Origin of the sequence: Labrys sp. KB_33_2, assembly GCF_052114505.1 — a bacterium.
In the GTDB taxonomy this organism is placed as follows: Bacteria; Pseudomonadota; Alphaproteobacteria; order Rhizobiales; family Labraceae; genus Labrys.
In genome coordinates this window covers 1-17292 of sequence record NZ_JBFREW010000037.1, presented here as the reverse complement: position 1 = coordinate 17292, position 17292 = coordinate 1, and the positions used below count along the sequence as shown (strand labels likewise).

General features: G+C 61.5%; 14 protein-coding genes. 13 read left to right on the top strand and 1 reads right to left on the bottom strand.

The window, feature by feature from the left end; genetic code table 11:
• Positions 1 to 70 precede the first annotated feature (70 nt).
• The 6 genes from AB4037_RS33795 (at position 71) to AB4037_RS33770 (ending at position 3979) form a co-directional block, all read left to right on the top strand.
• Entirely contained in the window at positions 71 to 775 is a 705-nt protein-coding gene (locus tag AB4037_RS33795) for a DUF4951 domain-containing protein (RefSeq protein WP_441774539.1), read from the top strand.
• A gap of 4 nt (positions 776 to 779) precedes the next feature.
• Complete coding sequence (locus AB4037_RS33790; RefSeq protein WP_441774538.1) at positions 780 to 1049, top strand: hypothetical protein; 270 nt, start codon at positions 780 to 782, stop codon at positions 1047 to 1049.
• Positions 1050 to 1143: 94 nt separating this feature from the next.
• The gene (locus AB4037_RS33785; protein WP_441774537.1) at positions 1144 to 1578 is read left to right on the top strand and encodes a hypothetical protein; all 435 of its coding nucleotides are present in this window, start codon (positions 1144 to 1146) and stop codon (positions 1576 to 1578) included.
• A 518-nt stretch (positions 1579 to 2096) separates the two neighbouring features.
• A complete protein-coding gene (locus AB4037_RS33780; RefSeq protein WP_441774536.1) occupies positions 2097 to 2297 on the top strand; it encodes a hypothetical protein in 201 nt (66 codons plus the stop codon).
• Entirely contained in the window at positions 2284 to 2622 is a 339-nt protein-coding gene (locus AB4037_RS33775; RefSeq protein ID WP_441774535.1) for a hypothetical protein, read from the top strand. The genes AB4037_RS33780 and AB4037_RS33775 overlap by 14 nt, the downstream gene beginning before the upstream one ends.
• A complete protein-coding gene (locus AB4037_RS33770) occupies positions 2534 to 3979 on the top strand; it encodes a terminase large subunit domain-containing protein (RefSeq protein ID WP_441774534.1) in 1446 nt (481 codons plus the stop codon). The genes AB4037_RS33775 and AB4037_RS33770 overlap by 89 nt, the downstream gene beginning before the upstream one ends.
• On the opposite strand, the gene AB4037_RS33765 is transcribed toward AB4037_RS33770, so the two are convergent.
• Positions 3973 to 5001 (bottom strand): hypothetical protein, encoded by a 1029-nt coding sequence (locus tag AB4037_RS33765; RefSeq protein ID WP_441774533.1) that lies wholly within the window; start codon positions 4999 to 5001, stop codon positions 3973 to 3975. The two genes, AB4037_RS33770 and AB4037_RS33765, sit on opposite strands and share 7 nt — an antisense overlap.
• Between AB4037_RS33765 and AB4037_RS33760 the strand changes: the two genes are divergently transcribed.
• The 7 genes from AB4037_RS33760 to AB4037_RS33730 all read left to right on the top strand — a co-directional run bounded on the left by AB4037_RS33760 (position 4921) and on the right by AB4037_RS33730 (position 17092).
• Positions 4921 to 8457 carry a D-Ala-D-Ala carboxypeptidase family metallohydrolase gene (locus AB4037_RS33760; protein ID WP_441774532.1) on the top strand — a complete coding sequence of 1179 codons (3537 nt, stop codon included), beginning with the start codon at positions 4921 to 4923 and terminating at the stop codon, positions 8455 to 8457. The genes AB4037_RS33765 and AB4037_RS33760 overlap by 81 nt on opposite strands.
• 661 nt (positions 8458 to 9118) lie before the next feature.
• On the top strand, positions 9119 to 9397 hold the full coding sequence (locus AB4037_RS33755; RefSeq protein WP_441774531.1) for a hypothetical protein: 279 nt from the start codon (positions 9119 to 9121) through the stop codon (positions 9395 to 9397).
• A 192-nt stretch (positions 9398 to 9589) separates the two neighbouring features.
• The gene (locus AB4037_RS33750) at positions 9590 to 10063 is read left to right on the top strand and encodes a hypothetical protein (protein WP_441774530.1); all 474 of its coding nucleotides are present in this window, start codon (positions 9590 to 9592) and stop codon (positions 10061 to 10063) included.
• Between the two features lie 198 nt (positions 10064 to 10261).
• Complete coding sequence (locus tag AB4037_RS33745; RefSeq protein ID WP_181161275.1) at positions 10262 to 10501, top strand: hypothetical protein; 240 nt, start codon at positions 10262 to 10264, stop codon at positions 10499 to 10501.
• A 117-nt stretch (positions 10502 to 10618) separates the two neighbouring features.
• Entirely contained in the window at positions 10619 to 12352 is a 1734-nt protein-coding gene (locus AB4037_RS33740; protein WP_441774529.1) for a portal protein, read from the top strand.
• A 244-nt stretch (positions 12353 to 12596) separates the two neighbouring features.
• Positions 12597 to 16673 (top strand): phage tail tip lysozyme, encoded by a 4077-nt coding sequence (locus AB4037_RS33735; RefSeq protein WP_441774528.1) that lies wholly within the window; start codon positions 12597 to 12599, stop codon positions 16671 to 16673.
• A 2-nt stretch (positions 16674 to 16675) separates the two neighbouring features.
• On the top strand, positions 16676 to 17092 hold the full coding sequence (locus AB4037_RS33730) for a DUF6911 family protein (RefSeq protein WP_441774527.1): 417 nt from the start codon (positions 16676 to 16678) through the stop codon (positions 17090 to 17092).
• The last annotated feature ends 200 nt before the right edge of the window (positions 17093 to 17292 follow it).

Genomic DNA, 17292 nt, shown 5'->3' with positions numbered 1-17292 from the left:
CCAGAGCTCTCAGGCTCTCTTCACTATGTTGTATCGCTCGACGGATTGCCTCTGTCGTCGTGGCGCTGCCATGAAGAACCTGGCCCATAGTGCCTCCTTCCATCCGGTGGAAAAGATTGCACCATCAAAACACGGGATCAAACACCTAGCGACGGCAATCAATAATTATCGCAATCACGACGGTGGCTCCGAAATCTTCAATGTGAATGACACAAACAGCAATCTTGACAAGAACAAAACAAGAACATTAAATAACCCAGACTTTCAACCTCCGCCATCTTCTACGGACGAGCCTTATGATCGCCGCGACTATGATCGCCTCACCAGGGAAGGCCATTCAGGCGAAGTTGCATATGAGGCCTCAAAGGAGCTTTTCCAACAAAGAAAGCGGGGCATCTTTCCCAGTATTTCGCCTGGAAACGAGGAAGGCACATCAAATTTCTCAGCTGACCAGGATAGGCCAACCAAGCGGGGCAAAGGTGTCACAAGCCCCCAGATTCCAAAACTGAAGGACCGCCCGCACCCACCAGGAATGAGCAGAACTGATTTCGGGGATAAAGTGCTGAAATGGAGAGGCTCCCCTGATGAAATACTTAGGCGAAGGTCTGAAATCAACGCTTCCGAGATCGAACGCATGAAAGCAGCAGGTACAACAAAGTCCATGATTGAATCTTGGTTTAATATATATCAGAATGATTTCTCGAGAAACAACAACTACGTCGCCCTCACAAGAATGAAATTGATGCAGAAGATCTTAAATTACTGGGAGGATTAATGAAATGGAATACAAAACAGATCTTCACATCGTTAATAGCGCAAAACACAATCTTCTCGTCATACTAGAACCATTTGCTGAATTTTTTACATTGGAGCCAGATGAACACTTAACAATTACGGGTGTCGGCGGTGAACCTGGTGACAACTTTGAAATTCAATACGCAGGAAAATACGTAATGGTACATGCATGGCCGAATAGCATCGCCACTGTTTATCGTGACGGTGTGGAATTAGACCCGGAAGATCAGGTTTTTCCTAAAGATGATCCATAGGGTGGCAAAGCAACGATCACGTCTCCACAATCCGACTTTATCTATTATCGGCCTATGAACTCCCCACGGATCACTTCATGTCAACGGAGGTGATATGAAACCTTCCTTCAAGAAAACAAAATTTTGCTTCTTTTCGTTTTTTGTTTTTGGAGAGATCTTCGAGAATTTTGTCGAGGCTTTTTCTGAAAAATTCGAGGCATTCACGGAAAGCCGAAGCTGGGCCATCGATCCTCCAATCCTGTTCCAGAGAGAAGACAGCGACGAAGACGAGGAAGAAGGTCCTTTTATTATTGGTGGGGAGCTAAAGATATTCGATGCCTTGAAAGGAAACGTCGACATCAGGAGCTACCATGATGTCAAGAGCATCATCGACTTCCTGACCGATGAGTCTTTCCGATATTCCGCCGAAATTGAGTTCACACTCGATGGCGAGGATATCGGCGATATTTCCAGCGGAGTCGTCTCGGAGCTCTTGTCCGACGTGCTACTGGGCGAATGGCGCAAGCAATTGAAACTGCCTGAGAGTTGACAGGATTGCGCAATTGCAATGGAATTTTTTGTAATCGAGCGCACGACTTGGTCATGCCGATGGCAGATTAATCAGAACCCAGTATGAACCGCCCAGCCTGATAAGCTCGCGGAGCACTCGGGCATCGCGAGGGTTGGCTGGACTGGGGGTTGGACAAGGAACCATTGCAACTTCAAGTTCAACGACCCGCACCGCCGATCGAATATCTTTTGCCGGCTATACGACTGACAGAAATCGTCCTTCCTGGCGTATTGTGAACCTGAGAAATTGCGTCCGGTCTAAAAGACCGAATATTTTTCCTCGTGGCCCTTTCCGGGAGCCATCTGCTCCGCGCCGGCCTTTCTTTCTCCCCAAAGGCGTCGTTTCCAAGAACGGACGAAACGTCCGTGCAGCCGGGGAAATCGTCGATAGCCAAGGCCGGAATCTGCCACACCTGGACTCATAGAGCAAACGCCCCATCCATTCCCACCCAGCCCGCCCGGCTTCGCCGCGGCGGGTTTTTCATTGGAGGTATACCGATGCCCGAGAACCATGAACTCGCCCTTGCCAAGGCCTGGCTGGAACGCGAGCGGGCCGAGGATCCCGCCCTTGCCGATCTCCTCGCCGGGGTGCCCGCCGCCCTGTTCGGGGCGGAACCCCAGCGCGTGAGCTATGAGCATTGGCAGCTCATCGCGAAGACGGCCGAACCGGCCCGGGATCGCAGCGATGACGGGCGCTGATGGCAGCCCGCCCGGAAGGCCGCGCAGTCCCCGGCGCAAGCCGGGCACTGCGCCCAAACCCGCCAGCACGGGCCTGGGCGAAGCCTTTCTCGCCGCCCTCCATGCCGACTTCCTCGCCCACGGCGCCGGGGCGATCGAGCGCGTGCGGCTCGACAACCCCACCGCCTACATCAAGCTATGCGACGCCCTGCTGCCCAAGGACGTCGCCTCCCCCCTCGACGAGCGCGGATTGAGCGATGAAGAACTCGACAGGCGCATCGGCGAAATCCTCCGCCAATGCCAGCGCGCCGGCCTTGAAATCGGAACTGCTCAGGCTGCTCGCTGAGAAGAAGCGGCGCTTCGACACGGACTGGCTACCGCGCTACCGGCCCTATCCGCGCCAGGCCGATTTCCACCAGGCCGGCGCCGGGCATCGCGAACGCCTGTTCATGGCGGGCAACCAGCTCGGCAAGACCTATTCGGGCGGCGCCGAGGCGGCGATGCATGCCACCGGAAAATATCCGCCCTGGTGGCGGGGGCGGCGCTTCGACAAGCCGACCATCGCCTGGGCCGCCGGCGTCACCGGCCTCGCCACGCGCGACACCGTGCAGCGCATGCTGGTGGGGCGCGCCGAGGCCGTGGGCACCGGCACCATCCCCGGCGCCGACATCGTCGGCCTCGTTTCGGCGCGCTCGACGCCCGGGCTGATCGATTCCATCCGCATCCGCCATGTCAGCGGCGGCACCTCCACCATCGGGCTCAAATCCTACGAGCAGGGCCGCGAGAAATGGCAGGGCGAGACGCTCGACTGGCTCTGGTTCGACGAGGAGCCGCCGCAGGACATCTATACCGAGGGCCTGACCCGCACCAACGCCACCGGAGGCATCGCCTGGATGACCTTCACGCCGCTGCTCGGCATGTCCGAGGTGGTGCGCCGCTTCCTCTCCGAGCGCAGCCAGGACCGCAGCGTCACCACCATGACGATCGACGATGCCGGGCATTATTCCCCCGAAATGCGGGCGCGCATCGTCGCCGCCTATCCCGCCCATGAGCGCGAGGCCCGGGCCAAGGGCATTCCCATTCTCGGCTCGGGCCGCATCTTCCCGGTGGAGGAGGCGATGATCGCCGTCGACCAGATCCGGCCCGAGCCGTTCTGGCCGGCGCTCGGCGCCATGGATTTCGGCTGGGACCACCCCTTCGCCGCGGTGATGGGCTATCACGACCGCGACGCCGACGTGGTCTATCTCACCAGGGCCTTCCGGGCGCGCGAGCAGACGCCGCTGCTGCATGCCGGCGCGCTCAGGGCCTGGGGCGACTGGCTGCCCTGGGCCTGGCCGCATGACGGGTTGCAGCACGACAAGGGCTCGGGCGAGCAGCTCGCCGAGCAATATCGCCGCCAGGGCCTCGCCATGCTGCCCGAGCACGCCCGCTTCGAGGACGGCTCCAACGGCGTCGAGGCCGGGCTGATGCTGCTGCTCGACCGCATGCGCACCGGCCGCCTGAAGGTCTCGCGCCACCTCCACGACTGGTGGGAGGAGTTCCGCCTCTATCACCGCAAGGACGGCAAGGTGGTGAAGGAGCGCGACGACCTGATGAGCGCCACGCGCTATCTGATCATGATGCTGCGCCACGCCACGCTGGACCCGGCCGCCCTGGACCTGATGCGCCCGGAACCGCAGCCCTACGACCCGCTGAGTTATTGAGCGCAGGCTCCCGGGAGCGCGGACGTCCTCGTCCGCTCTACCTTTCCACAAATGCAGTGCTTCCAAGAGCGGACGAGGACGTCCGCGCTCCCAAAAACATCCCATCCCCATCCCCAGCCCCGCCCCTCCAGGCGGGGCTTTTCTTTTGCCCCGATGGATCCCCCATGCCCCGTTTTCCCGACTACCGCGCCGAGATCGGCCTCAACCCAGGCTCCACGCCGCAGGTGCGCACCGGCGCCGAGGCGATCGGCCAGGGCCTGCAGGCGCTCGGCAGCGGCCTCACCGCCGCTGGCGAGGGTCTTGCGGCCTACCAGGCCAAAGCCGCGCGCGAGAACGCCTTCGACGACGAAGCCCGCTTCAACCAGCGCAACCGGGAACGCCAGGCCGAATTCGAGGCGGCGACCCGGAACATGCCTCCGGGCGGCAGCGGCTTTGCCGCTCGCTATCTGCAGGCCACCCAGAAAGGCGACAGCGCGCTGATCGCGAAAATTTCGCCGGGCAATCGCCCCGCCTTCGCCGCCCGGCTCTCCGCCCAGCGCGACCTCGACGCCGAGAAGGCCGCCATCTACGAGCAGCAATACCGCGCCGGCTACGAAGCCCAGGAAATCGAGGGCTCGCGTGCCGAGGCCGAGCAGGCCATCATCCGCAATCCTGCCGCGCACCCCGATGAGCAGCGCCGCTATTTCGAGCAGATCGATCGCTCCGGACTGCCCCTGGCGCAAAAGAGCGCGCTCAAGCAAACGGGCCGGCAGGGCTTCGCCGCCACGGCCTGGAATGCCCGCTATGGGGAGGATCCCGAAGCCGGCGCCGCCGCCTTCGGCCGCGGCCCGGTGCCGACGGGACGATTCCAGACCCGGCTGGTCAGCGGCGCCGGGACGGATATCGAGAGACTCAGCCCCGCCACGAAAGCCCTGCTCGACGGCATGGTGGCGGCCGGCGTCGTGCCCGAGCTCAAGGTCAAGTCGGGCCGGCGCGATGAGGCCGCCAATGCCGCCGCGGGCGGTGCCAGGGGCTCGCAGCATCTTGCCGGCAATGCGCTCGACATCGACATCGCCGGCAAATCGGACGCTGAGAAGGCTACCATCCTGGCGGCCGCCGTCGCCAGCGGCGCCCGCGGCATCGGCCTCTATGCCGGCGGCAGGTCGCTGCATGTCGATACCCGCCAGGCGCCCACCGTGTGGGGGCTCGATGCGGCCGACGCCTATCGCGGCCTGAAGAAGCCGGACGGCACGCCCGAGATCGAAGCCACGCTCGCCAAGGCCCCGGCCTGGGCCAGGCCGACGCTGGAGAGGCTCTATGGCGAACCGGCAGGCACCCTGCCGCTTCCCGCCTTCGGCGAGCCCCCCGTCACGCCCTCGCCCGGCGCCCTCGATTATTTCGCTCTGGTGCGCCAGCACGAAAGCGGCGGCAATGACCAGGCGGCAAGCCGGGGCCCGGACGGGCAGACCGTCGCCGTGGGCCGCTATCAGTTCACCGCCGGAACCTGGGCAGCGCTGGCGCAAAAACATCCCGGCCTCGAGCTCTCCGCCGATGGCCGCAGCGATCCCGACCAGCAGGAAAGGGCGATGCGGGCCCTGACGGCCGACAACCAGGCCGCTCTCGCCAAGGCCGAGCTGCCGATCACCGGCGCCAACACCTATATGGCGCATTTCCTCGGCGCTGCCGGCGCGGTGAAATTCCTGCAGGCCTTGCAGGAAAATCCGGAGCAATCGGCCGCCGAGCTATTCCCGGCGGCGGCGGCCAGCAACAAGGGCGTGTTCTACGACCACAACAGCGGCGGCGCCCGCTCGCTCGCCGAGGTCTATCGGCGCCAGACCGCGATGTTCGGCGCCGATGCCGGCCAGCCCATCTATTCCGCCGGCCCCGGCTATGCCGACGCCCCGGCCGATCCCGCCTTTGCCGACATCCCGCCACGGGACCAGGACCGGCTGCTCAACCAGGCTTCCGCCCGCAGGAGGGAGGGCGAATCCCTATCGCGCGGCGCCCTCGAATCCGGGGTACGGGATGCCACGCGAGGCTTGACCACCATCGGCCGCCATGACGGCCCGCTGCCCGGCATCGCCGATTTCACCAAGGCCTATGGCCCGCAGGCGGGCGCGCGACGCTATGCCGATTTCCAGCGTGTCGTCAGCCTCGGCGCCGATATCGATGCCATCAAGGCAATGACGCCGGCCGAGCAGAGTGCCTGGCTCGCCCGCTTCACCCCGCAGGGCGATGGCCCCGATCCGGATGGCGCACGGGATCGCTACGCCAGGGCCCGGCAGGCCATCGCCCTCAATCTCGCCTTCCGGTCGAAGGACCCCAATGCCTATGTGCGGGCGCTCAATCCTCGGATCGACCGGCTGTGGCAAGAGGCAGGCAATTCGCCCGAACGGTTGAAGGCGGCCCTGTCGGCCACCAATGCCGCCATGGACAGGCTGGGCATGCCGGTGGAAGAGCGCCGCCTCATACCCAAGGCGATGGTCGACCAGGCGCTCGCCGCCTTCGGCGATCGCAGCAAGCCGATGGCGCAGCGGGCGATCTTCGGCCAGATGGTATCGGCGGGCCTGCCGCCGGTGCTGGAATATGCCGCCATCGCCTATGCCAAGGGCGACGCGCCTTTGGCCGAACGCTTTGCTGCCGCCGCGCTCGGCGGCCCCGACGCCGGCGGCAAGGCGACGGGCGACCGGGCGGATGCCTCCTTCGCCAGCCCGGCCGCCGCAGCCAACACCCCCGCCGGTCCGGCCCCGATGCGCTCCCTCTCCGGCCCCGCCATCGATCTCGGCCCCGCCGCCGCCCAGACCCTCGGCTCCAGCCTTGCCGGCGACGAGCGCACCAGCCGCGCCGAAACCGTTCGAGCCCGCATGATCGAGGACGCCATGCGCATCAATGGCGGCGACCGCCCCGCCGCCATCGCGCAGACCGACCGGGATCTTGCCAGCCTGCAAGGGGATGGCTGGGCGCCGGGGATGTTCATGCGGGAGCGGGGTGGTCCGGTAGCAGTTCAGGTTGCGCAAGCGGCCTCGATCGATACGAGTGAAAGCGGCACACAAACTCCCGTATCAGATCTACCGCCCGTCGCAGGTCAATGGAATCAACAGGGAGGCCTTCCAGCAAAAGCTTCTGCCGACTATGGTGCGTTGAGTCCAGAGCAGGTGGATCAACTTCCCGATTCGAAGCTCTACGACGCTTATCTGCAAGCGAAATCACGTGGCGCGCCCCAATTAAGCGGCTCGCTCGCAAGAGAAATACACAAAAACCAAGAAGAATTCATCGCAAAAAACTATCCTCGTTTGCAGGAATACACCGAGGACGAGCCATATGCCGAAGCAGTATACGATACGAATCAATTGGATGACAAAGACTCGGCACCGCAACCAAAAGGTAACATAGAAAGGCTTCCTCTCGATGCTAGCGACCTGACTGAGCGCCTCGGCATTCCAAAAGAAGCTCTAACCAGCAAAATGCTCAGAGATGACGATACGGGGTTTAGAGCCGTATTATATCTGAACAAGAAAACTCAGCGTTATATTCTGGTAGGAAGAGACACCCAACCGCACTCCATTGTCGACTGGCTTACCAATTTCGAAAATAAAGATAAATTGACTTCCCAATATCATGCCATACTCAACCTCGCAAAAACGCTCGACGCCAATGGTATAAAATTCGACTTGGCGGGCTATTCGAAGGGAGGTGGCATGGCGCAATATGCTGGCGCCTACATCAAGGGGGCTCGGATTCGCGTCTTCAATTCCGCCGGAGTTCCCGACGTCGCCAAGGATTGGATCGGGGGCGTTGGGTCAATGGATGACATCAAGCCACGGACTAGAGCTTATAGCGCCGAAAAGGACTTCATTACGGAACTCAATCAGAGAAGCGCCGATGCTGAGAGTAAATCACAGATCTACCTTACTGCGAAGGCTCAATATGACAACGCTTTCTCAGGCGCCGGCGGAGGCGGACTCTTGGGAGGAAATATTTCTGACTTCGCCGATCAATACTCCAAACAGTTAGGGCTCGATGACAAACTGGCAGCCGCCACGGAGGCCCAACAAGCGTTGATAACCAAGGCGCAGTTTTTGCGGGACCGCCTTGCAGGAGGCAGAGCTTGGGGCATAGCCCTAGATAGCAGCATTAAAATACAATATGAAAATCCAAATAAGAAAAATATACCACAAGACGATGTAGAATATCTAAAGAAACGAAGAAAAGCTTTGAATATTCTTGACAACATGATCGCGGAATACAAGAAAAATCCTTGGGGCTCTGGACCATTTCCGCCGGTTCGCGCAAACAACATAGAGGTTGTTTCTGATTCTGAAGGCATGGTATCGCAAATATTTTCAAGCCCTCCCCTGAAATACCTGAGAAACTCTGAGAATGTTGCGGGATTGAGCCAACACACACCTGGAAATTTTCTGCATCCGATGCAGTCCTATATATCCAAGAGTAGAACAATAATGAAAACCTACGTAAATAATTCAAACAAATACAAATAACATAGCTACCTTGAGACAGAAACATTAAATTTTTGGATTGGAGGTTTTCAGGTGACAGCGAAATCAAAAATTAAAATCATTCCGCTTTTCTTCGTTTTGATTTTTATATCTGTGGTGTTTTTTACAAATTACTTAATTTATTCCCTGTTTGATTACTACGAAAAACTGGGAACATATGATATTTTATTTTTATATGTTTTATATATTCCACTTTTAATATTTACTTCCGCAATATCAATTGTTTCATTATACTTATATCGTATATATAGTAGAAAAAAGCTATTTATTATCTCCATTTCTACAGGCATACTATCGATATGTTTGGGGACATACAAGGCATTTGAAATTTGCCAATACATAATCGTGGAGTTTATTTTTGGAGAATACACAATATTGGAATTTATAAACGATTCAATAGCTTTGTTTATAGCTTATATTTTATTTATTGTTCTAATTTTTACTTGCTTTGTGCTGTTAATCAAATCTATCCCTCGCGTTATTGGTACATTGGAAGGAGTTATTCTAGAATACTGGGCGAAACCCCGTCGAAACCCAGATCGTTGAAAGGCGGCGTAACCGGAACACCTCCCTTTGATGAGACAGCAGGCTTGGCCTCTACAAGTAGCAGCGGCAAGCCGCGCTTGCCGAGGCCGCCAAGACGATGCCGGCGGAAGCGACCTGTTTTATCGCCGGCTTCGCCAGGGACGGCACCAAGGCCGACGCCGCTCTTCTCGGCACCATTTCAGCCAGCCATCGCAAGCGTGTCGCCGCCGACCCGTTGTCACCGCCTATTTCCAACGACAGCCGCCGACAGGGGCTTCTTCTATCAGCGCAGAAGCGGCGGCACCCGTTAGACCCCAATGCCGCCACTATCACAGGGCGGCAGTGGCAGTTGAGGCAGCGATACGGCTTGCTGCCCGCCTTCGAAGGCCAGCCATAAAATTGCCAAAACTTTGCCGACTACGAGATTGACGAGCGCCGGCATTCTTGGCATACTCTGATCATAAGAAGTTGCGCCCGGCTCACAAGGCTGGGCGCTTTGCGTTTGGGGGGCCTGGGCTCCCGTGCCAGGCCGGTCGCAGCATTCGTCCTCCCCGTGAGCGCGGAGGTCCCAAGCAAGGCTTCCGATAGCATGCCCGTCGCCATTCGCCCCGCCACGCTGCGGGACATGACCTTTATCGCCGCCACCATGCGTGACCAGGACAGGCGGGAGATCCGCGCCGTGATCGAGGAAAGCGACACGGCCATCGGCACCATGCTGTTCCATTCCTCCACCGATCTCGCCTGGACGGCCTGGATCGACGGCGATCCCGTCGCCGCCTTCGGCGTCACGCGCCTGTTTCCCGGCCTCGGCTCGGGCTGGGCCTATGGCACGCGCCGGATGCGCAGGGCCGTTCCCGCCGTCACCCGCTTCGCCAGAAGCAGCGTGCGGCCGTTGCTGATTGCGGAGGGCTTCCGCCGCATCGAGGTGCGCACCGCCATCGACCATGATCTCTCGCATCGCTGGCTGGAAGGCCTGGGCTTTCGGCGGGAAGGAATTGCCCTCGACTACGGCCGCGGCGGCCTCGATTTCGTGACTTACGCGGCGACGGGAAGTCGCTCCTGAAGTCGGGTGCGCGGGCGTCCCGCCCGTTCTTGGAAACACCCCGCGTGCGGGATTGGAAGAACGGGCAAGATGCCCGTGCACCCAGAAAACCGCACCACGCATTCTGCCTTCCCGGCCATCGCGACGTTTCCAAGAGCTGGACGTCTCGTCCGCCTCTTCCCGTCATACACCTCACCTCCAAGAACGGGCGAGACGCCCGTGCACCCGCCCCCAACGAAAGGCCAGACCATGTGCTTCAGCGCGCCCAAGCCCCCGCCTCTGCCCCCGCCGCCGCCGGTGCCGAACCGCCAGGACGACGCCAACCAGGCCGCCGTGCAGACGGCCCTGCGCCGCGTGCGCAACCAGAACGGCGCCGCCCAGACCCAGCTCACCGGCGGGCTCGGCGATCCCAATTACGGCCAGAACGTCAATGTCCAGCAGCTCGGCCGCACGCAATAGAGCCGTATCCGATCAAGATGATTCGACACGGCTCTATCGAGTTCTTCTTTCAACGCATAATCTTGTCCAAAAAGTCGGATGACTTTTTGAGATTATGCTCCAAGTGAGCACCACACCATGAGCATCGAGAACGACCTCGTGCAGCGCCTGGATGCGCTCGCCAACCAGCGCACGCAATGGGAGGCGGTCTGGCAGGAGATCGCCACGTATTGCCTGCCCGATACCCATCGCTTCCTGCCCGGCTCCTCCTCCCTCAATCCCAGCGCCTATGACAATTTTGCCCAGGCGCCGGTAGCGGTGGAGCGCGGGCGCCAGCGCTTCGACGACACCGCCATGCGCGCCGTCGACCGGCTGGCCTCGGGCATGGAAAGCCTGGTGACGCCCCAGTCCGAGAAATGGCACGGGCTGGCGGCCACCGATCCGCTCGCGCCCGAGGAGAGCGACGAGGAGAAGGAGTATTTCGAGCGCTATCGCGACTATATGTTCGCCGTGCGCTACAATCCGCGCTCCGGCTTCATCGGCGCCCACCAGAAGGCGCTGCGCTCGGCCATCGCGCTCGGCACCGGCATTTCCTTCGCCGAGGAGAATCTCGGCGCGAGCAGCGCCGCCGCACCGGTGCTCTACCGCCATTTGCCGCTCAGCCAGTGCTATCTCGCCGTCGACGCCCAGGGCGAGCCCGACACGCTCTATCGCAAGTTCACCATGACGGCCCGCCAGATGGTGCAGCAATTCGGGCCGGACAAGCTTGCCGATCAGGTCGTCAGGGCGGCCGAGAACCAGGCGGAGAAGGATCGCGCCTTCACCGTCATCCATGCCGTGCAGCCGCGCCAGGAAACCGGAATGGGCGCCGGCTCCGGTGGCGGCACCAACCGCAAGGCGCCCTTCGCCTCCTTCTATCTCGACCGCGACCACATGAAGCTGATCGGCGAGAGCGGTTTCTACGAGTTTCCCTTCATCGTCTATTACTGGGCACCTGTCGATGTCGACGGCCCCTATGCCCAGTCGCCGGTGATGCTGGCCATGGCCGACATCAAGGGCCTCAACGCCATCCGCAAGCTCTCGCTGCGCGGGCTGCAGGGCTATATGGACCCGCCCTGGGGCGTCGCCCATGACGGGGTGATGAACCGGCCGAACCTCAATCCGGGCAAGATCAACTACCGCGCCGTCAGCCAGGACGGCCGGCAGCTGATCGTGCCGCTGCAGCCCGGCGCCCGGCCCGATTTCGTCAACGAGATCCTGGCGGCCGAGCGCCAGACCATCAATGACAGCCTCTATGTCTCGCTGTTCCAGATCCTGATCCAGAACCCGAACATGACGGCGACGGAGGCGATGATCCGGGCCAATGAGAAGGGCGAATTGCTGGGCCCCGCCGGCGGGCGCATCCAGATCGCCATGGGCCGCGACGTCGACCGCCTGGCCGGCATCATGGAACGCAAGGGCGCGATGCAGGCCGGCTCGCCGCTGGAGCCGCCCGACAGCCTCAAGGGCCGCGAGTTCGGCGCGCGCTTCACCTCGCCGCTCGATCGCCTGCGCCGCAGCCAGGAGGGCATCGGCATCCAGCGCACGCTCTCCACCGTGCTGCCGCTGGCGCAGGTCGATCCCAGCGTGGTCGACAATTTCGACCTCGACGCCATCGCACGGACGGTCACCGAGATCGAGGGCGCCCCCCACAGGATCCTCAAGACCACCGAGGAGCGCGACGCTGCCCGGCAGGCGAAGCAGCAGATGCAGCAGGCCCAGGCCGCCCTCGAAATGGCCAAGACCGGCGGCGAGGCGGCCAAGAACCTGATGCCGGCCGTGGGCCAGGCCGCCGCGATCCTCGGCAACGGCATGGCCGGCGCGCCGGAATAAGGCGGCTCGGCGAAGATTAGGAGGTCATCCCGGACGCACTGCAGCACACAGTGATGCGGTGCTGATCCGGGACCGCGAACCAATCGTGTTTCATTCTTGAAATGGTCCCGTGTCTGCGACGCAGCATTTCATGCTGCATCGCGCACGGGATGACATCGCTTTTCTTGAACCCGCTTGCTCTGCCTAGCCAGTCCCCAGCCCCGCCCCTCCCGGCGGGGTTTTCTTTTGCCCCGATGGATCGACCATGCCCCGTTTTCCCGACTATCGCGCCGAAATCGGCCTCACGCCCGGCGCCACGCCGCAGGTGCGCACCGGCGCCGAGGCAATCGGCCAGGGCCTGCAGGCGCTCGGCGGCGGCCTGAGCGAGGCGGCTATCGGCCTCGCGCATTATCAAAAGCGCGCCCGGCAGGAAGCCGCCTTCGACGACGACAACAAGCTCGGCCTCTACAAGCAGCAGCGGCAGGCCGCGCTTGCCGAGGCCGCCAAGACGATGCCGGCGGAAGCGACCGGCTTTACCGTCGGTTTCGCCAAGACGGGCGCCAAGGTCGACGCCGCCTTTCTCGGCAGCATTTCAGCCGCCAATCGCGAGCGTGTCGCCGCCGACCTCCAGATCTTCAATGACGGCCTGATGAACGAGGCCAGCCAGTTCGAATATAAGGGGCGCGGCACCTACGAAACCAATGCAATCACCGCTGCCTATCAGACCTCTCTCGCCGCCATCCGAAGCAATCCGTCCCAGCGCGAGCCGGCGCTCGTCGCACTCAATGCCAAGATCGACAGTGCCACCTCGATCCCCGTCGCCGACAGGGCGCGGCTGAAGCGGGACATCGCCGCCGGTTCCTCGATCGAATGGGCGAAGGGCATGGCCGGCAGCGATCCGGACAGGATGCGCGAGCTCGTCTGGGGCGCCAAGACCACGATTCCCAAAGGCGCGATCGGCCCGGCCCAGGCAGACCGTGAAGCCGCCGCGATGTCCTATTTCATCGGGCGCGGCTACAGCCGGGAGCAGGCGGCCGGCATCGTCGGCAATCTCGTGCATGAGAGCGCCGGCCTGGCCCCCTCGAGCCGCAACCCCGGCGACGGTTCGGACGGCTCCGACAGTGTCGGCATCGCCCAGTGGAACGGCACCCGCGCCAAGAGCCTCAAGGCCTTCGCGGCCGACAGGGGCAAGGATTGGCGCGATCTTTCCGTGCAGCTCGCTTTCGTCGATCACGAGCTGAACACGGACTATGCAGGCGTGAAGGCCAGGCTGCGGGCCGCCAATACGGCCGACGAGGCCGCCGGCGTGTTCGTGACCGACTATGAGCGCCCGGCCGGATCACAGGGCGGCGCCGCCGCCTCGCATGGCTGGGACAACCGGCGCAACCAGGCGCGCCGCCTGGCGGCAGGCGACTACAAGCCGGGCGAGGTCGAGGAGAAGGCGCCCGATTCGGTCGTCACCTCCCTGGCCCCGGATCAGCGCGACGGGCTGGTCGCTTACGCCCGGAGCCAGCGCAGCCAAGGCCAGGCCGTGACCCAAGGCGACCTGGAACCGCGCATCCAGGACGCCACGCGGGCCTTGACCACCATCGGCCGCTATGACGGCCGGCTGCCGACCCAGGCCGAGTTCACCGCCAGCTATGGCCCGCAGGACGGCGCGCGCCGCTACAGCGACTTCCAGCGCACGGTGAGCCTCGGCACCGACATCACCGCCATCCGGGCGATGACGCCGGCCGAGCAGACCGCCTGGCTCGCCGCCCGCGACCCGAAAGGCGAAGGCCCCGCCTTCGAGACGGAGCGCCAGCTCCATGACCGGGGCAGCGAGGCCATCGCCCTCGACCAGGCATTCCGCCGCAAGGATCCGAATGGCTATGTCCGCAGCCTGCATCCTCAGATCGACCGGCTATGGACCGACGCGGGTACTTCGCCCGAGCGGTTGAGGGCGGCGCTTGCAGCCACCAATGCCGCCATGGACAGGCTGGGCATGCCGGTGAAAGGCCGCACGGTCCTGCCCAAGGCAATGGTGAGCCGGGCGCTTGCCAGCTTCGGCGATGGCGCCAAGCCGCTCTCCGAGCGCATCGCACCCATCCGCACCCTCGTCACCGCACCCAGCAATCCTGCCGAGCAGGCCACCTTGTTCGAGCAGCTCGCGCGCGCCGGCCTGCCGCGCCTCCTGGCGCCGGCGCTCGCCGCCTATGGCCGGGGAGAGAACGACAGCGCCAGCCGCCTGCTCGCCGCTGCCCTCGGTGCCCCTGCCTCGCAGCCGGAGGCAGGGGCAAGGCACGGCCCGACGACCGGCTCGGCCGTATCTGCCGCGCCGGCGAGCCCTCTCGCCTTGCGCGGCGGAGCGGATGCCGCCAGCACCAATCCTGCCAGGCGACCGGTTCGCACCGACACCGCCATCAATCTCGGCCCCGCCATGACCGGCGAACTCGCCCGGTTGCAGGCAGCCGGCCCAAGCGGTCTCGATCCCCTCACTGCCACGCTCTACGACCGGCTGTTCCAGAACAATGTCGCCAGCAATGGCGGCGACCCCGTTCACGCCCACACCGTCGCCAGCCAGGACATCCGTCAGCCCGGCCCAACGCTCTATGCCCAACTCGGCAACAGCGCCGTCACCACCGACGTACCGCCGGACCTCGGCACGGGCCAGGATAATGGTGGCGCTCGCATAACGGAGCCGGTCCCGAACACACCTGCCAAACCACCCTTCGAGATCCCGGAGGGGCCGGGCAAGCCAACCAATGTCAATACCGATCTCACGAGGCCTTCCTCGCCGGGGGCCACGGTCGATAATACTGGCAAGACGGTCGTCGAGGGGGCGGAGACGGAAACAGGCAGGCCGGGGAGTATTAATGCGCCGGAGACGCCTTCTTCCAAGCCTGACCCGGCCATTCCGGATAAGCCGCCTGCCTCGCAGCCCATGGGTCTGCCTTCGCAAATTAGCAGGGTTCTGCGGTCGGGCCTCGGGCGTGGTTCCTACGATCCGGAACTGGCGGCCTCCAATGGTTTCAATACCCCTCAAGACCCTTCGGAAACCTATCCCCACTCGCCCGTGCCGGTGACCTATTGGCTCTTCCCCGATGGAGGAACCCGGGTGACGCCGGCCGTCTCGGAGTTCATCCGGCAACAGACCGATGCTTTGCCGCAACGCGACGATGTCCAGCGGGATTCACAGAATCGAAGAATCGAGTTCGGAACGTTCAATACGGCACTCCTCAACGCAAGAAGAGATCTCTGGACCGATCAGGCAAACGGCGTCTATCGCCAGTACTACTCCGATGGGGGCTATGACTTCTCCTTCGCCCGCGGGCCCGATGCCAACAGCGAGGCAACCGTCGTCGCCGTGCGGAAGTCCGCACGCGAACCTGATTGGCTCTCCGGATGGTTCGTTCACGATGAAGGCGATCCGCCCGGTCCCTGGCATGGCGCGCCGGAGACCGAGCCCGCTCCGGCCACCGAGCCGAAACCTGGGACGGTGCCGCTCGGCACGCCAGGGCTACCCGGCACCTCGCAGCCGCAACCCGGCATAGCGCCACTTGGAGCACCGAGTGGGCCGGTCGCTCCCCAAACGCCTGACACGCCCCCTGCCCCGAAACCCGGGCAAGAGCAGACTTCGCCTCTCACCGCCAGCGGCCAGGACAAACCGCCAGGTTCCGACGAAACACCACCCGCAGAAGGTGCTCCTACCGAACAAGGGACGCCAGGCCAAGATTCGAACATTGATCCGGCAGAGCCAAACCCGGATACGGCAAACGACAATCTTGACAAGAACAAACAGGGAACCAATTTATCTCCAACAAAACCCGAGCCTGTATCACACAACACAGATTGGGTCCGGAAACTCTACGAAGGCTTGGCGCTTGCCAGGACAAAATGGCAGGCTAAAGCACGTGAATACCAATTGAATAACCCCGGCAAGAGTTTACGCCAGCCAAAAGTTTTTTCGATTGGTGTAACGGATGGCCCAGAAGTTTCCTCGACAAATCCCGGGTCTAGATCGGAACATGGCGATGCCGATGCTGATACACTGGCAGCTAATTCCATTCGCGAAAGCGGAAGAGAGCCCGACCCAAATGGGCGAACTGCCAACGAAGCCATGCAAGATGCTCATGCAGAGCTTTTTGTATTGCAAGAATTGCATCGCCAAGGGCGCACCGAGGGACGTAGCCTCAACATGGTTGTCACCGGCAAGAAGGTATGTCCAATGTGCCGCAAGGATCTTCCGAAGGCGGCCGAGGCTGCTGGATTGAATGAATGGACTATATTTGAAGAGGCAACAGGCCACACCCTCTATTGGAAAAAGGGTGATCGTTCTTTTAACAAAATCTCGGGAGAATGATAGTGAGAATTTCCGAAGATTATCGTATTATATTAACATGGACCCTGGATGATGAACACTATGGGCGCAGATCAATTTGGAATCCAACATGGGAAAACGTAACAGAAAAACTAAATATGCTTCGTGACCAAAAAACCGGTGATGTAACGATTGAAGCTAACCCAAAAAATCACGAAAACATGGATAAGATTATTACCGTAGAAGGGCAGGAGGGATATTTTCGCATTATTTTCATTGATGTCATAAATGGAAAATCCGTGGAACGACAGACTTTCGACAGGACCCTACCGGCCCGCATGAAGGAACTACCCGACGAGGATTGGGATGAACGTCGCCTCTTTCGCGACTTTGATTTTGCCTATCAGGTCTTCAAGGAGTTCTTCGAAACCCAGAGCGTCTCCTCGCCACGAATCGTCTAGGCGGCTGCCGGTAGAACGCCCAAGCCCAAACGCAGAATTACAGTGACAGTGCTGGAGTGCACCCCATATCTGAGACAATGGAATTTGGGTAACAGGGCTCCAGGAGCCCATTATGTCGACGCCATTTGGCAGAAGCCCCCGGCAGTATTCGACTGCCTTCAAGCAAGAAGTCCTGCGCCGGTTGGAGAGCGGCGAGGCGG

Excerpts from the sequence above, each read along its gene's own strand:
- AB4037_RS33755 (WP_441774531.1), top strand. The coding sequence starts at position 9,119 with ATGCCGGCGGAAGCGACCTGTTTTATCGCCGGCTTCGCCAGGGACGGC.
- AB4037_RS33790 (WP_441774538.1), top strand. The coding sequence starts at position 780 with ATGGAATACAAAACAGATCTTCACATCGTTAATAGCGCAAAACACAAT.
- AB4037_RS33750 (WP_441774530.1), top strand. The coding sequence starts at position 9,590 with ATGCCCGTCGCCATTCGCCCCGCCACGCTGCGGGACATGACCTTTATC.
- AB4037_RS33780 (WP_441774536.1), top strand. The coding sequence starts at position 2,097 with ATGCCCGAGAACCATGAACTCGCCCTTGCCAAGGCCTGGCTGGAACGC.
- AB4037_RS33775 (WP_441774535.1), top strand. The coding sequence starts at position 2,284 with ATGACGGGCGCTGATGGCAGCCCGCCCGGAAGGCCGCGCAGTCCCCGG.
- AB4037_RS33765 (WP_441774533.1), bottom strand. The coding sequence starts at position 5,001 with ATGCTGCGAGCCCCTGGCACCGCCCGCGGCGGCATTGGCGGCCTCATC.
- AB4037_RS33795 (WP_441774539.1), top strand. The coding sequence starts at position 71 with ATGAAGAACCTGGCCCATAGTGCCTCCTTCCATCCGGTGGAAAAGATT.
- AB4037_RS33785 (WP_441774537.1), top strand. The coding sequence starts at position 1,144 with ATGAAACCTTCCTTCAAGAAAACAAAATTTTGCTTCTTTTCGTTTTTT.
- AB4037_RS33770 (WP_441774534.1), top strand. The coding sequence starts at position 2,534 with ATGAAGAACTCGACAGGCGCATCGGCGAAATCCTCCGCCAATGCCAGC.
- AB4037_RS33740 (WP_441774529.1), top strand. The coding sequence starts at position 10,619 with ATGAGCATCGAGAACGACCTCGTGCAGCGCCTGGATGCGCTCGCCAAC.
- AB4037_RS33735 (WP_441774528.1), top strand. The coding sequence starts at position 12,597 with ATGCCCCGTTTTCCCGACTATCGCGCCGAAATCGGCCTCACGCCCGGC.